The organism is Nocardia sp. NPDC004604 (assembly GCF_040609795.1).
In the GTDB taxonomy this organism is placed as follows: Bacteria; Actinomycetota; Actinomycetes; order Mycobacteriales; family Mycobacteriaceae; genus Nocardia.
Window position 1 is genome coordinate 1 of sequence record NZ_JBEXLC010000201.1, and the last position, 13,368, is coordinate 13,368.

At 66.3% G+C, this 13,368-nt stretch carries 14 protein-coding genes and 1 pseudogene; 10 read left to right on the forward strand and 5 right to left on the reverse strand.

What is annotated here, in order from left to right; translation table 11 throughout:
- The 3 genes and pseudogenes from ABZW16_RS39965 to ABZW16_RS39975 all read left to right on the forward strand — a co-directional run.
- A pseudogene (locus tag ABZW16_RS39965) lies at positions 1-1,325 on the forward strand (hypothetical protein); the annotation flags it as partial.
- Between the two features lie 68 nt (positions 1,326-1,393).
- A complete protein-coding gene (locus ABZW16_RS39970; protein WP_354961368.1) occupies positions 1,394-1,861 on the forward strand; it encodes a GtrA family protein in 468 nt (155 codons plus the stop codon).
- 21 nt (positions 1,862-1,882) lie between these two features.
- The gene (locus ABZW16_RS39975; protein ID WP_354961354.1) at positions 1,883-2,116 is read left to right on the forward strand and encodes a Trm112 family protein; all 234 of its coding nucleotides are present in this window, start codon (positions 1,883-1,885) and stop codon (positions 2,114-2,116) included.
- 121 nt (positions 2,117-2,237) lie between these two features.
- On the opposite strand, the gene ABZW16_RS39980 is transcribed toward ABZW16_RS39975, so the two are convergent.
- The 5 genes from ABZW16_RS39980 to ABZW16_RS40000 all read right to left on the reverse strand — a co-directional run bounded on the left by ABZW16_RS39980 (position 2,238) and on the right by ABZW16_RS40000 (position 6,537).
- Positions 2,238-2,864 carry a TetR family transcriptional regulator gene (locus ABZW16_RS39980; RefSeq protein WP_354961356.1) on the reverse strand — a complete coding sequence of 209 codons (627 nt, stop codon included), beginning with the start codon at positions 2,862-2,864 and terminating at the stop codon, positions 2,238-2,240.
- Positions 2,861-3,652 (reverse strand): ABC transporter permease, encoded by a 792-nt coding sequence (locus ABZW16_RS39985; RefSeq protein WP_354961357.1) that lies wholly within the window; start codon positions 3,650-3,652, stop codon positions 2,861-2,863. The genes ABZW16_RS39980 and ABZW16_RS39985 overlap by 4 nt, the downstream gene beginning before the upstream one ends.
- Entirely contained in the window at positions 3,649-4,380 is a 732-nt protein-coding gene (locus ABZW16_RS39990) for an ABC transporter ATP-binding protein (protein WP_354961358.1), read from the reverse strand. The genes ABZW16_RS39985 and ABZW16_RS39990 overlap by 4 nt, the downstream gene beginning before the upstream one ends.
- A 68-nt stretch (positions 4,381-4,448) precedes the next feature.
- Entirely contained in the window at positions 4,449-5,975 is a 1,527-nt protein-coding gene (locus ABZW16_RS39995; protein ID WP_354961359.1) for a multicopper oxidase domain-containing protein, read from the reverse strand.
- Positions 5,976-6,048: 73 nt separating this feature from the next.
- Positions 6,049-6,537, reverse strand: coding sequence for a MarR family transcriptional regulator (locus tag ABZW16_RS40000; RefSeq protein ID WP_354961360.1), 489 nt, complete (start codon positions 6,535-6,537; stop codon positions 6,049-6,051).
- 95 nt (positions 6,538-6,632) lie between these two features.
- Between ABZW16_RS40000 and ABZW16_RS40005 the strand changes: the two genes are divergently transcribed.
- The 7 genes from ABZW16_RS40005 to tyrS all read left to right on the forward strand — a co-directional run.
- Complete coding sequence (locus ABZW16_RS40005; RefSeq protein WP_354961361.1) at positions 6,633-7,328, forward strand: NAD(P)H-binding protein; 696 nt, start codon at positions 6,633-6,635, stop codon at positions 7,326-7,328.
- A 157-nt stretch (positions 7,329-7,485) separates the two neighbouring features.
- Complete coding sequence (locus ABZW16_RS40010; protein WP_354961362.1) at positions 7,486-8,715, forward strand: FAD-dependent oxidoreductase; 1,230 nt, start codon at positions 7,486-7,488, stop codon at positions 8,713-8,715.
- Between the two features lie 105 nt (positions 8,716-8,820).
- Complete coding sequence (locus tag ABZW16_RS40015) at positions 8,821-9,720, forward strand: RNA polymerase sigma-70 factor (RefSeq protein WP_354961363.1); 900 nt, start codon at positions 8,821-8,823, stop codon at positions 9,718-9,720.
- An 87-nt stretch (positions 9,721-9,807) separates the two neighbouring features.
- A complete protein-coding gene (locus ABZW16_RS40020; RefSeq protein ID WP_354961364.1) occupies positions 9,808-10,956 on the forward strand; it encodes a low temperature requirement protein A in 1,149 nt (382 codons plus the stop codon).
- A gap of 21 nt (positions 10,957-10,977) precedes the next feature.
- The gene (locus ABZW16_RS40025; protein ID WP_354961365.1) at positions 10,978-11,589 is read left to right on the forward strand and encodes a DNA-3-methyladenine glycosylase; all 612 of its coding nucleotides are present in this window, start codon (positions 10,978-10,980) and stop codon (positions 11,587-11,589) included.
- Positions 11,590-11,697: 108 nt separating this feature from the next.
- A complete protein-coding gene (locus ABZW16_RS40030) occupies positions 11,698-12,120 on the forward strand; it encodes a DoxX family protein (RefSeq protein ID WP_354961366.1) in 423 nt (140 codons plus the stop codon).
- Positions 12,121-12,401: 281 nt separating this feature from the next.
- Positions 12,402-13,368, forward strand: a 967-nt coding sequence (tyrS, locus tag ABZW16_RS40035) for a tyrosine--tRNA ligase (RefSeq protein WP_354961367.1), incomplete at its 3' end; no start/stop codon positions are given.

Here is a 13,368-nt window from a genome sequence, read left to right on the forward strand (position 1 = left end):
GAGAACAGGGTCGCCCACCCGCTGGTGCGGCTGAGCATCTTCAAGGTCAAGTCGACGCGATCATGGCGCTGATGTGGACCGCCGGACCCGGCACCATCGGCCCGCTGCGCTGGCCCGCCCGGGTGCTGCCGATGCTGGCGCTCGGACTGCTGGTGCTGGTGTGCGTGCTGCTCGGGCGCTATGCCACCTTCGCGGACTGGCGGCGGCGCGGCATTGCCGGTGCGCTGCTGCTCGGACTGCTGCTCGCGCGGACCTTCTCGGCGGATCCGCACCGCATCGGCTGGCATCTGGTCTCGGTGGCCGCCGTCGCGGCACTCGGGGCCGCTGTGGTGTGGCTCGGCCGCAACCGGGGGACGGCCGCGGCCTGCGCGTTGGCCATCGTTGCGGTGTTCCCGATCGCATTCCTCCAGGTGAATATGGTGCAGCCGACGCCGATGAGCTGGAATCTGCCGGAGAACCGCGCCGAGATGAAGCGCGCCTTCCCCAAATTCCCCGGCACCACACTGCAACTCGCCGATCGCGGACTGATCCAGCCCAATGAGCGCACACTGCAGGGCGCGTACGGATCGCTGGTATTCGGTAACTACGCCAAGGATCTCGAGCTGACCTACGTCAGCGGCTACACCCCGAACGGGCACTATTGGTTCGGCGACATGCTGTGCATGCGCTGGGATACCAGTGTCTGCCCGGATGCCTATCGCCGCGCGTTCGCGACCGAACCGACCACCGGCCGGACCATCGTCGATCTGATGAAGGTGGACCGGGTGGTGCTGCAACGAGCGCTGTACCCGGATGCACGCAACCAACCCGCGCCGCCCGGCTGGAAGTGGGTCGACTACCCGGGCCATGAGCGCTATATCGCGGTGCTCGAGCGCGAGAACGGGCTGGTCTCCACCCAGAACGGCCGGGTCGCCGATACGACGGGCGTGACCGCCACCTCGGTCTCGGAATCGGATATGACCAGCCGGGTGCGGGTGAATTCGGAGAACGGCGGGCAGATCGTCTTCGCGCGGCTCGGCTGGCCGGGCTACCGGGTGACGCTGGACGGTAGGGATGTTCCGATCAGGGTGGTCGCGAAAATCTTTGTGACCGTGGATGTTCCGGCCGGTACCAAGAACGGCGACCTGGTCGTGAGCTGGCGTCCGCCCGGCTGGAAGATCGGCGGCGCTACCGCGGTGCTCGGCCTGGCCGGACTGGGTGTGCTGCAGTGGCTGTATCTGCGGAGTCGGCGGCCCGATGACGAGCCCGCCGACCTGGCGACCGCGGATGCGGAGACGCCGGAACCGGCGACGGCCCAGCCCGATCTGGCAGACGCGATCCGGTGACCACGGGTGCGGCGAATTCGGTGAATGCGGGCGCGGGAGATCCGGTGGGCTCGGACGCCGCCAAGGCGATGGTGCCGAGGCCAGCGGAGTCCGAGGACCCGGGACCGCTGCTGCGCATCGTCAAGCGGCAGGAGATCGCGTTCGCGGCCGTCGGCGTCGTGAATACCGCGCTGGGGATGGGGCTGACCGTCATGTGGTTGGCGATCCTCGGCGCGAGCGTGCCACCTGCGGTCGCGGTGGTGCTGGCCTACGCCATCAGCATCGTGATCGCATTCGTACTGCATCGGACGTTGGTTTTCCGGGTGCGCGGCCACGTGATCCGCGATTTCCTCCGGTTCGTCGGCGTGAATTCCGGTGGCCTGCTGATGAATATGGCGTTGCTGTCGCTGGCTGTCTCGGTACTGCACCTGCCGAGTAAGCCGTCGGCGGTGGTGGTGATGGGACTTGTCGCGATCGCCAGCTATTTCGGTCATCGCTACATCTCGTTCCGGCGGGAGCCGTCGCCGTCAGCCGGTTCCGGTGCGGAGCCGTGCTAGGCGCCGGGTAAGTTATCGATCATGCCGGAGGAAACCGCCTTGGACGCCACACTGTTGAGCCTGCTCGCCTGCCCGCAGGACAAGGGTCCGCTGCTGTTGGTCCGCGATGACAAGGGCGCCACCGCGCTCTACAACCCACGCCTGCGCCGCGCCTACCCGATCGAGAACGGCATTCCGGTGCTGCTGATCGATGAGGCCCGCGATGTCACCGACGCGGAGCACACCGCCTTTACCAGCCAGCACGCCGACGCCTGATCGGGCATGCGCTCGGTGGCACACCATCGCGGGTGCCACCGGGCGTTCGTACGACCCGCACAGCGATGGCAGCGATCCGCCGAGCGGGCGCCAACTCGGTCGGTACCCGCTGAAACGCTGATCATGTTGTGGCGGTATCGATTTCACCGGTGAGATAGCGCTGGAGAGTAGGCCCCACCGCGGCGACGAGATCGGCCAGCGGCATGGACGCCAGCGGCTCGATTTCGAGAATCTTGCGCGCGACCAGCACCCCGATCATCTGGGTGCCGACCAGAGCGACCCGGGCTCGGCCGTCATCCTCGGGCGTCGCGATCCGCACCCGCACCCGTTCGAGCACGATATCCAGCACAAAGGTCCTGGCCAGCGCGTCGTCACCGCCCGCGAGCATACTGCGCACCACCGCGACCACCCCGGGACCGGCGGGGGAGTCCCAGACCGCGACCACCGAGCCGATAATGGTCTCCCCGAGCCGATCCAGCGGTGCGGCCTCGATCCGGCGCAGCGTCGCCTCCGGATCGACCGGCAGCTCGACCACCGCGGCGAACAACTGCTGTTTCGTCCCGAAGTAGTGGTGGACCAATGCCGGATCGACCCCGGCGTCGGCGGCGACGGCACGGATCGAGGTCTTATCGAAACCGCCCTCGGCGAAGCGAGTGCGGGCGGCGGACAGGATCGCCTCGCGGGCGCCGGATTGTCCTGGCCGACGCCCGGAGCGGGTGCCGCGATCGCCGTTGGTCGCCTCGGTCACGCGGTCCGCCGCCGTAGGGTGGCCGCGCCGAGGCACAGCGCGACAATGGCGAATCCGGCCACGACCAGCAGATCCCGGAACATCTGCCCGGTGACCTCCGGATGTGTCGAAACCTGTTGCAGCGCATCGACCGCGTAGCTCAACGGCATCACATTGCTGATCGCCTCCAGCCAGCCCGGCAACTGCCCGCGTGGAACGAGTAGCCCGCACAGGAAGATCTGCGGCGCGACCACGACCGGCATGAACTGCACGGCCTGGAATTCGGTGCGCGCGAAGGCACTTGCCAATAGACCGAGTGCCACACCGCAGATCGCGTCGACCATCGCGATCACCACCACCCAGGCCGGACTGCCCGCCGAATTCAGGCCGAGCAGACCGAAGGAGACCAGACACGCCACCGCCGCCTGGGCGGCCGCGGCCAGGGAGAAGGCGGTGCCGTACCCGGCGAGCAGATCGAGCTTGGACAGTGGCGTGGTCAGCAGCCGCTCCAGCGTGCCCGAGGTGCGCTCGCGCTGCATGGCGATCGCGGTGATCAGGAACATCACGATGAACGGCAGGATGCCGAGCATGCTCATACCGACGCGGTCGAAGATCGGCACCGGGTTGAGCGGATTGGGCGGGGTGTCTTTATAGATGAAGTACAGCAGTGTCATCAGCACCGCCGGAACCACGAGAATCATTGCGACAGTGCGGTGGTCGTTGCGCAACTGGCGCAGGATGCGCCCGGTTGTCGCGACGTACGGGCGCAGGGTCGGCATCCGGCGTGGGGGTACGAGGGTGGTAGTCATGCCGCACGTCCCATCGTGATCAGGGTGAGGAAGGCTTGTTCGAGGTTCTGTTCACCGGTTTCGGTGCGCAGTTCGTCAGGGCTGAGTTGGGCGAGGAGTTTGCCTTCGCGCAGCAGCAGCAGTTTGTCGCAGTGCTCGGCCTCGTCCATCACGTGGCTGGACACCAGGAGCGTTGTCCCGTTCGCGGCCAATTCGTGGAACTGCTTCCACAGATCGACGCGCAGCACGGGATCCAGACCGACCGTCGGCTCGTCCATGATCAGCACCTCGGGCTGCGCGACCAGTGCGCAGGCCAGTGAGGCGCGGGTCTGCTGGCCGCCGGAGAGTTCGTCACCGCGCTGACGGGCATTTTCGAGCAGACCGACCGCGGCGATGGCCTCGTCGGTGTCATCGCGGTCGCGGCCGTAGAGCGCGGCGTGGTAGGCGACGTTCTCGCGCACGCTGATATCCGGGTAGATGCTCGGCGCCTGGGTCACGTAGCCGATCCGGCGCCGCAGTTCCGCCGCGCCCGCCGGAATGCCGAGCGCCGAGACCTCACCAGATTCCACGATCTGGGTGCCGACAATGCTGCGCATGAGGGTGGTCTTGCCGCAGCCGGACGGTCCGAGCAGCCCGGTTATGGAGCCGCGCGGAATCGTCAGCGAAATATCGTGCAGAACTTCGCGGCCGCCGCGGCGCACGAAGAGGTTGCGTACCTCTACAGCGGGAGATGAGTGCAGGTCCGTCATGAGACGCCTCAATTCATCGGGTGTTGAATTCACTGTGTGATGAATTTAGCGCGCCGCGGGCTTCGCGTCTAGTGATGGCTTTGGTTATGTGCCGGAGTTCCGGCCGACTGTCCCGGCTCGACCACGGCAAACTGGCCCATCATGCCCTGGTCCTCATGCCAGAGCAGATGGCAGTGATACATGTACGGCGAGTTCGGATCGGCGGGTCCGTCGAACCGCAGCGCGATCTTCGCCCGCGCGTTGGGTGGCAGGAAAATGGTGTCCTTCGGTCCGGTCAACGCATCCGGCGGCGGCGCGCCGTCCAGTTCGAGGACTCGGAACTGCACATCGTGGATGTGGAAGTTGTGCGGCATGCCGTCGCTGTTGTGCACCGTCCAGGTCTCGGCCGTACCCTTGGTGACGGTGAAATCGATTCGGTCCATTGCCATCGGCTTGCCGTTGATTCCGCTCAACTGCAGCTCGAAGTTGCGTTCGGTCACCGAGTCGGAACCGTCGGGGGTCGACGGATGTGCCAGTGCCACCGGCATTTCGGGCGAGGGTCGCAGTGTCGGCGCCGCGCGCAACTCGAGGATGTCGAAGCTGTCGTCACCGCCAGCGAAGCGCTGCGCCCAGAAGTCCAGCCCCGCATCGAGTTTCGTACTGCGCAGCACAGTTCGCTCACCCGGTCGCACCCGGACCACGATCTCGGCGCGCTCGCCCGGCGACAATCGCACCCGGTCCAGTGCGACGGGGCGTTCCAGCAGGCCGCCGTCGGTAGCGACCAGGGAGAATCGGCGGTCGTCGGCGAACCCGAAGGTGTAGACCCGCGCGGTCGACGCATTGAGCAACCGCAACCGCACGAGTTCGTCGCCGACATTCCGATACGGCGTCAGGGTGCCGTTCACCATGGTCCGGTCGCCGAGGAAACCGATATCGCGGAATATGCCATGAGACGAATCGAGCTGGTTCCCACGGAATTTCACATCCTGGACAATGACGGGCAGATCGTCGACGCCATAGTTCTTGGGCAGCGAAAGTCCTTCGGACACCTCGTCATCGAGCAGGAACATGCCCGCGAGCCCACGCCGGACGTGCTGTTCGGTCGCGCCGTGCGGATGTGGGTGGTACCAGAGTGTCGCCGCGGGCTGATCCACGGTCCACTGCGGTGTCCATATGCCACCGGCCTGCACCATCTGATGCGGTCCGCCGTCCATCGCGGCGGGCAGATGCATGCCGTGCCAGTGCACGGTCGACGGCTCCGAGAGTTTGTTCCGGACTTCGACTTCCACCCGTTCGCCACGTCGGGCCCGCAGTGTCGGCCCGAGATAGTCGCCGTTGAACCCCCAAGTCTCGGTGGCTTGCCCCGGACGGAATTCCCTTCGCCCCGAGCGCATATCGAGTTCGAAGACGCGGGTGCCATCTTCTCGGATCCGGGACTGCGCCAGCGGCGGGATCGCGAGCTCATTGCTGAAATCGGTACTGCCGACTGTGGATACGACCGCGCTGTGATACACCCACGTGACGCAGCCGCCGACCGAAAGCAGCAATACCGTCGCGAACGCCCCGACAATCAGGAGCAACCGCCGCAACCAGCGCGGCCGGGAAACCGAAGACATGCGACGACGGTAGGGATCGGCACTAACCGCCCACATCCGGGAGCATCCCGATTTCGTCCCTGATTCCGGTGGGTCAGTCGTCGGCGAGTTCGGCGACCGCGTCGTGCCCGGCCGCGGCGGTGCGGCGCAGGAAATCCGCGATCAGATCCAGTTCGGCCTCGGAGTAGCGATCGCACAGATCGTCCATGCGGCTGTTCATGCCCGAGAGCATGGGGTAGAGCTCCGGGTTGCGGTCTCGGGTGGCGCGCACGGTGACGGCGCGGCGGTCGGCGGCTGCGGGATCGCGTTCCCGGGTGATGAAGCCCCCGCGCTGCAGGCGATCGAGCACGCCGGTCATGGTCGCCGGATGCATTCCGGCCAGCCGGGCCAGGGCGCCCGGGCTGAGCGGGCCGAGCTGGTTGATCAGGTCCAGGCAGTTCCAGTCGGCGTCCTCGAGTGCCATCTTCGTGCCGAACTGCCGGTTGAGCAGCGACAGCTGGATGTTCAGATCGCGCAGCGACGCCTTGACCGCAGTGGCCGATTGCCGATGTCGCCGCGCCTCCGCTTTTGTTACGTCTGTCATGTTGTATGACTCTCAAATTAGTTGTTATGGTTTCCGTATGATCCGACGCTCGGATGGGCCGGCGTCGAAGGCATACCGAACATCAGGAGTAAGTCATGCGCATCATCGTTTTCGGAGCCAATGGCTCCACCGGGCGGCTGCTGACCGAGCAGGCCCTTGCCGCGGGGCATGACGTCGTCGCGGTCACCCGTCGTCCGGATGAGTTCCCGATCGAACACGGTCGGCTCACGGTCTTCGCTGGTGATGTCCACCAACCGGATTCGGTCGATACGGCCGTCGCCGGAGCCGATGCGGTGTTGTCCGCATTGGGCGTTCCGTACAGCAAGGCGCAGATCACCACCTACTCCGAGGGGATTCGCCACATCATCGCCGCGATGCGGCGGCGCGGCGTGCGCCGGATCGCGGCCGTCTCATCGAGTGCGGTCGATCCGAAGCACTACTCGGAGGCCGGGTTGCTGTTCAACCGGGTGCTGCAGCCCTACATCGTGCGCGTCATGGGCAAGACGCTCTACGACGATATGCGGCGGATGGAGGCGCTGTTGGCGGCGAGCGATCTGGAGTGGACGGTGGTGCGTCCCGGTGGGTTGTACGCGCTGCCCGCCGTCACCGATTACACGATGGTCGAGGGGCATGCCGATCACCGGTACACCGCGCGCGTCGACCTGGCCGCGGCGCTGTTGCGACTGGCCGAGGGCGACCTGTTCGCGCGCAAGATCGTCAGCGTGGTCACCACGACCGATAACCCGAGCCTGTTCCAGTTGATCCGAACCGAGGCGCTCGGAAAGCATTGATCCCGTTGTTTCCGCTGGTAGAGGTCGAAATCAGCGGTATCAACAGCGCGTGACGCGCGTCACATCATGCGACTGTCACGTCCAGGGTAGGTGGTTTGTCCCATGGTCGTCACCAACCGAGAAACCTGCCCCGGTGACACCGACCATGGGAGCAACTATGAATACAGCATCGCGTAGCGATTCGTTGCGGGGTCGCGGCCGGGTGACGGGTGAGCCCACCACGCAGCGGATCGTCGTACTCGGCGCGGGCTACACCGGCATGCTGGCCGCCATCCGGCTGGCCCGGCGGACTCGCAAACTCGATGTGCAGATCACCATCGTCAATCCGTCGTCGCGCTTTACCGAGCGGCTGCGCATGCACCAGGTCGCCGCAGGCCAGGAGTTGGCCGACAATCAGATTCCGGAGATCCTGGCTGGCTCGGGCATCGAATTCGTCCAGGGCTGGGTGAGTTCGATCGATCCCGAGGCCCAGCGGGTCTACCTCGACGGCACCGCCACCTTGCGCTACGACGAGCTGATCTACGCACTGGGCAGTAGCACCGACACCAGCATCGTGCCCGGCGCCGCCGATCACGCCTGGACCCTGAACGATCCGCGCACCGCGCACCGTTTCTCCGAACATCTTGCACTGGTCGCGGCCAATGGCGGCACCGTCGCGGTCTGCGGCGGCGGTCTGACCGGTATCGAGGCGGCGGCCGAAATCGCCGAAAGCTTTCCCGGCGCCAAGGTCACACTGATCAGCAGCACCGAACCGGGCGCGATGATGGGTGATAAGGCCCGCGCCTATCTGAACAAGGCGCTCGACCGGCTCGGCGTCGCCCGCGAGATCGGCCAGGCGGTCACCAAGGTGCTGCCCGATGCGGTCGAACTCGCCGATGGCGAACTGCTCTCGGCCGATCTGACCCTGTGGACCACCGGCGTCCGGGTTTCACCGCTGGCCGCACAGGCGGGCATCGAAACCGACGCGCGCGGACTGATCGTGGTCGACCCGACCCTGCGCTCGGTCTCGCACCCCACTGTCCACGCCATCGGTGACGCCGCCGCGGTGCGCCAGGCCTGGGGGCAGATCCACGGCACCTGCCAGTCCGGCCTGCCGACCGCCGCCTACACCGCCGATGCCATTGCGCGGCAGTTGAAGGGTAAGTCGGTGCAGCCGTTCCGATTCGGCTACTTCCACCAGCCGGTCAGCCTGGGCCGCAAGGACGCGGTCATCCAGTTCACCAAGGCCGACGACACTCCGGGGCGGTTCTACCTGACCGGGCGCGCCGCGGTGCGGTACAAGGAAGGTGTGAGCAGCAGCCCGGTACCCAGCTTCAAGCTCAGCAACAAGATGACGGTCTCGGTCCAACTGTCCAAGGGTGGCAAGGCGACTCGCCAGACCGCATGAGGAACCGGCCCGGATCAGTCGCCCGCCATCCCAGGCGGGCGGCCGGGTCGGCTGTCGTGTTCGTCCGGACATCTCGATTTCCAGATCCGGACCTGGATCAGGAGCATGAGCCCAATGGTTGACGCTACGCCCGCGCAGGATCCCTTCATCGAACACCGGCGGCTGCTCTTCTCCACCGCCTACCGGATGCTGGGCACCGTCACCGATGCCGAGGACATCCTTCAGGACACCTGGCTGAAGTGGAACGAAACCGACCAGTCGACCGTCCAGCATCCCAAGTCCTATCTGGTGCGCACGGTCACCAACCTTTCGTTGAACCGGCTCACCTCCGCCAAGGCCAAACGCGAAACCTACGTCGGCCCATGGCTTCCCGAACCCCTGTTGACATCACCGAATATCGCCGAGGAGACCGAATTGGCCGATACCGTCTCCACCGCGATGCTGGTGGTGCTGGAAACCCTGAATCCCGTGGAGCGTGCGGTATTCCTGCTGCGCGAGGTCTTCGGCTACAGCCATGCCGAAATCGCCGATACCCTCGACAAGCCCGAGGCCACCGTCCGCCAGATCGCGCACCGGGCCCGTTCACATGTGCAATCGCGTCGTCCGCGTTTCGACACCGATAAGGCCGAGCGCGCGCATATCACCGAACAGTTCATGTCCGCCTGTAACGGTGGCGATCTCAACGCGCTGATGGATCTGCTCGCCCCCGATGTGACCTCTTGGTCCGATGGCGGCGGCGTGGTCACCGCGGCCCGGCGTCCGCTCTACGGCCCGGACCACGTGGCCCGCTGGGTTCTCGGTGTACTCGCCAAGCCGACCGTCGCTGGCGTAGTACTCGAACCGGCGCATATCAATGGCGAACTCGGCGCGCTGGCGCTCATCGACGGAAATCCGGTGGCGGCGTTCACCTACGACATCATCGATGGTCACATCCACAACCTGCGTTTCCAGGTCAACCCGAACAAGCTCAAGGGGCTGTACATGGGGACGGATGTGCTCGGCTGAGACCGCCTGAACGGCTGACCGTTCGCCTCCGGCAAAGCCCCGGCCACTCGGCGCGCCGTACCCTGCGCACCGTTCTACGCTCATGCCGTGAACAGCAAGACCACGCAAACCGACGTGGACGGGGGACAGGTCCGGGTTTCCACCCTGGAACTCTTCTTCGATCTCGTCTTCGTTTTCACCATTACCCAGTTGACCCATGTCTTCACCCACCATCCGGGGTGGGCGTCATTGGCGCAGGTGATGGTTCTGTTCGGGGTCATCTGGTGGATGTACAGCGGATATGTCTGGCTCACCAACGAAGTGGCGCCGAACAGTTCGCAGCGCCGCACCCTGCTGCTGATCGGCATGTTCGGATTCTTCGTGCTGGCACTGGCCATCCCAGACGCCTTCCACGGCACCGGCCTCGCATTCGGGCTCGGCTACGTCCTGGTCAATACCGTGCACACCGTGCTGTTCTGGGTCAGCGGTGGCGCATCGGCTACGCAGGCGATCAAACGCATCGCGCCGTTGAACGCGCTCGCCGCGGCGCTCGTACTCGCGGGCGGTTTCGTGCACGGATGGTCGCAGTACCTGTGCTGGTGCGCGGCGTTTGCGGTGCAGGTGCTCAGCCCCTATCTGGCCGACACCCGCGATTTCGTGGTGCGGGCCAGCCATTTCTGCGAGCGGAACGGGTTGGTGATCATCGTGGCCATCGGCGAATCGGTGGTCGCGATCGGCGTCGGTCTGGCGGGGGAGAAGCTCACCGTGCCATTGGTCGCCACCGTCGCGCTCGGCCTCTGCCTGGCCTATGTGCTGTGGTGGGCGTACTTCGGTATCGATGACGACCGCGGTGAGCTCGCGCTGGCCGCGGTCCCGGACCGAGAACGCTCACGTCCCGCGGTACTCGCCTACGGCTACGCGCTCTACCCGCTGCTTATCGGCATCACCGTCACCGCGGCTGGCATCAATATGACCATCGCGCACGGCAACGAACCCGCCTCCATCGCGGCCGCATCGGCGCTCTCCGGCGGTGTCGCCCTCTATTTCTTCGGCCAATTCTGTTTCCGGCTCGCCCTCGGTCTGCCGCGCCCATGGTCTCGGCTCATCGCTGCCGCCGCGGTGGCCGCGACCATCCCGATCGGTGTCGCGTCGGTGGCCTGGGCGCAGCTCGCGGTGCTGGTCGCGGTCGGCTACGCCGCGGTGATCATCGACGATCTGATCACCCTGCGCTCCGGCCAGCACAGCCGCTACGTTTGATGTCGGGAACAATGGTGAGTCGTGCGTAGTGAGGAACTCGCGGTCGAACCGCCCGCCGCGGCCCGGCGACTGCTCGGCTCGACGCTGTGGGCCGGACCGGTAGGCGTGCGGATCGTCGAGGCCGAGGCGTACGGCGGCGATCCGGCCGGACCATGGCCGGATCCGGCATCGCATTCCGGTCGCGGGCGAACCAAGCGCAATGCGGTGATGTTCGGCCCCGCCGGGGTGCTGTACGTCTATCTCAGCTACGGGATGCACATGTGCGTGAACGTGACCAGCGGGCCGGACGGCACGGCGAGCGCGGTGCTCATCCGGTCCGGCGAGGTGGTCGCGGGCTTGGAGACGGCGTGGGCGCGACGCCCCGCGGCCCGCACCGATGCCGATTTGGCAAGGGGCCCAGGCAATCTCGGCAGCGCACTGGGAATCACGCTGAGCGACTACGGAATTCCGCTATTCGATCCGGCGTCGCCGATCCGGCTGGAACTCAACGGCGCGATCGACCCCGCCGAGATCGCCAGCGGCCCGCGGGTCGGCGTCAGCAGTGCGGCGGATGTGGCGTGGCGATTCTGGCTCGCATCGCCTGCCGTCTCGGTCTACCGGCGCAGCCCGCGCGCGCCGATCGAGGCGATATAACGCCTGGTGACAGGATTTTTTGGGGCGAGCGATGAGTTTTCGCCGCGGTGTCCGTCCTATCTGTTGAACGCGCTCCACCCGGCGCAACCGACCCGAAGGAAAGACACCATGACCGCCATCGCCTCCGCCGCCCCGATCGCCACCGTCCCCGGCAAGAAGATGAATATCGCGCTGTGGACCGTACAGATCCTGATCGCGCTGTTCCTCATCGTCGCCTCCGCCGCCCCGAAGCTGTTGGGCGCACACGCGGCGGTCGAATCCTTCGACACCATCGGCTGGGGACAGTGGTTCCGCTACTTCACCGGCGTGGTCGAGCTCTCCGGCGGCATCGGCCTGCTGGTGCCCCGCCTGAACGGCCCGGCGGCCGTCGGCCTGACCATCACCATGGTGTGTGCGGCGCTGACCCAGGTGTTCCTGCTCGGCGCGCCCGCCCTGGCGCCCTTCCCGCTGGTACTGGGCGCGGCGCTGGTCTGGATCGCCTGGCAGCGGCGCGACAGCATCATCGCGGTGCGCGACCTGTCGGCTCGCTGAATATCCGAATAACCCACACGATCGGCAGACCCCGGTCTGCCGATCGTTGTCGTGTTCCGGCAGATACCCGCTTTCGTGGGCCTTGTCGGCGGTCGGTTCGTCGCCGCTGAGTGGTCCCGGAAATTCGTTCGACCTGCGCAGCGGCGCACAGTGACACTGAGGGGCATGCCGGTCGCGGGCACCGGTGCGGAAAGATAGGACAGCGTGAGCGAACGAAGTGAGCGAACCATGTGCCAGCGCGCCGCGCGCACGGCGGAGCCGAGCGCCAGCGAGGCGCAGGCGTGAGCGGCGACATCATCGACGAACTGACCTGGCGCGGACTGATCGCGCAGTCCACCGACCTGGACACCCTGCGCGCAGCGACGACCGCGGGCCCGCTGACCCTCTACGCCGGTTTCGACCCCACTGCGGCCAGTTTGCACGCCGGACACCTGGTCCCACTGCTCGCGCTGCGGCGCTTCCAGCGCGCGGGCCATCGCCCGATCGTGCTGGCCGGTGGCGCCACCGGCTTGATCGGCGACCCGCGCGACGTCGGCGAGCGCGCGATGAACTCGACCGACACCGTTGCGGAGTGGGCGGCCCGGATCCGCTCGCAACTGGAGCGCTTCGTCGATCTCGACGACTCACCCACCGGCGCGATCATCGCCAACAACATGGACTGGACCGGCCAGCTGTCGACCATCGACTTCCTGCGCGATATCGGTAAGCACTTTTCGGTCAATGTCATGCTGGCCCGCGACACCATCAAGCGCCGCCTCGACGGCGAGGGCATCTCCTACACCGAATTCAGCTACATGCTGCTGCAGGCCAACGACTACCTGCAGCTGCGCCGCAAGCACGGCTGCACGCTGCAGGTCGGCGGATCGGATCAGTGGGGCAACATCATCGCGGGCGTTGAACTGAACCGCCGGATCGACGGTGCGTCGGTCCATGCGCTGACCCTGCCGCTGGTCACTTCGGCCGACGGCAAGAAGTTCGGCAAGTCGACCGGTGGCGGCAGCCTGTGGCTGGACCCGGAGATGACCAGCCCCTACGCCTGGTACCAGTACTTCGTGAATACCGCCGACGCCGATGTCGTGCGCTACCTGCGCTGGTTCACCTTCCTCTCCCGCGAAGAGCTGATCGAGCTCGAGGTGGCCACCGCCGAACGCCCGCACGCTCGGGAAGCGCAACGCAAGTTGGCCGAGGAAATGACGAATCTGGTGCACGGCGAGGCGAATATCGGCGGTGCGGGCGACGCCGTCGATG

Excerpts from the sequence above, each read along its gene's own strand:
- ABZW16_RS39970 (WP_354961368.1), top strand. The coding sequence starts at position 1,394 with ATGGTGCCGAGGCCAGCGGAGTCCGAGGACCCGGGACCGCTGCTGCGC.
- ABZW16_RS39975 (WP_354961354.1), top strand. The coding sequence starts at position 1,883 with ATGCCGGAGGAAACCGCCTTGGACGCCACACTGTTGAGCCTGCTCGCC.
- ABZW16_RS39985 (WP_354961357.1), bottom strand. The coding sequence starts at position 3,652 with ATGACTACCACCCTCGTACCCCCACGCCGGATGCCGACCCTGCGCCCG.
- ABZW16_RS39990 (WP_354961358.1), bottom strand. The coding sequence starts at position 4,380 with ATGACGGACCTGCACTCATCTCCCGCTGTAGAGGTACGCAACCTCTTC.
- ABZW16_RS39995 (WP_354961359.1), bottom strand. The coding sequence starts at position 5,975 with ATGTCTTCGGTTTCCCGGCCGCGCTGGTTGCGGCGGTTGCTCCTGATT.
- ABZW16_RS40000 (WP_354961360.1), bottom strand. The coding sequence starts at position 6,537 with ATGACAGACGTAACAAAAGCGGAGGCGCGGCGACATCGGCAATCGGCC.
- ABZW16_RS40005 (WP_354961361.1), top strand. The coding sequence starts at position 6,633 with ATGCGCATCATCGTTTTCGGAGCCAATGGCTCCACCGGGCGGCTGCTG.
- ABZW16_RS40010 (WP_354961362.1), top strand. The coding sequence starts at position 7,486 with ATGAATACAGCATCGCGTAGCGATTCGTTGCGGGGTCGCGGCCGGGTG.
- ABZW16_RS40015 (WP_354961363.1), top strand. The coding sequence starts at position 8,821 with ATGAGCCCAATGGTTGACGCTACGCCCGCGCAGGATCCCTTCATCGAA.
- ABZW16_RS40030 (WP_354961366.1), top strand. The coding sequence starts at position 11,698 with ATGACCGCCATCGCCTCCGCCGCCCCGATCGCCACCGTCCCCGGCAAG.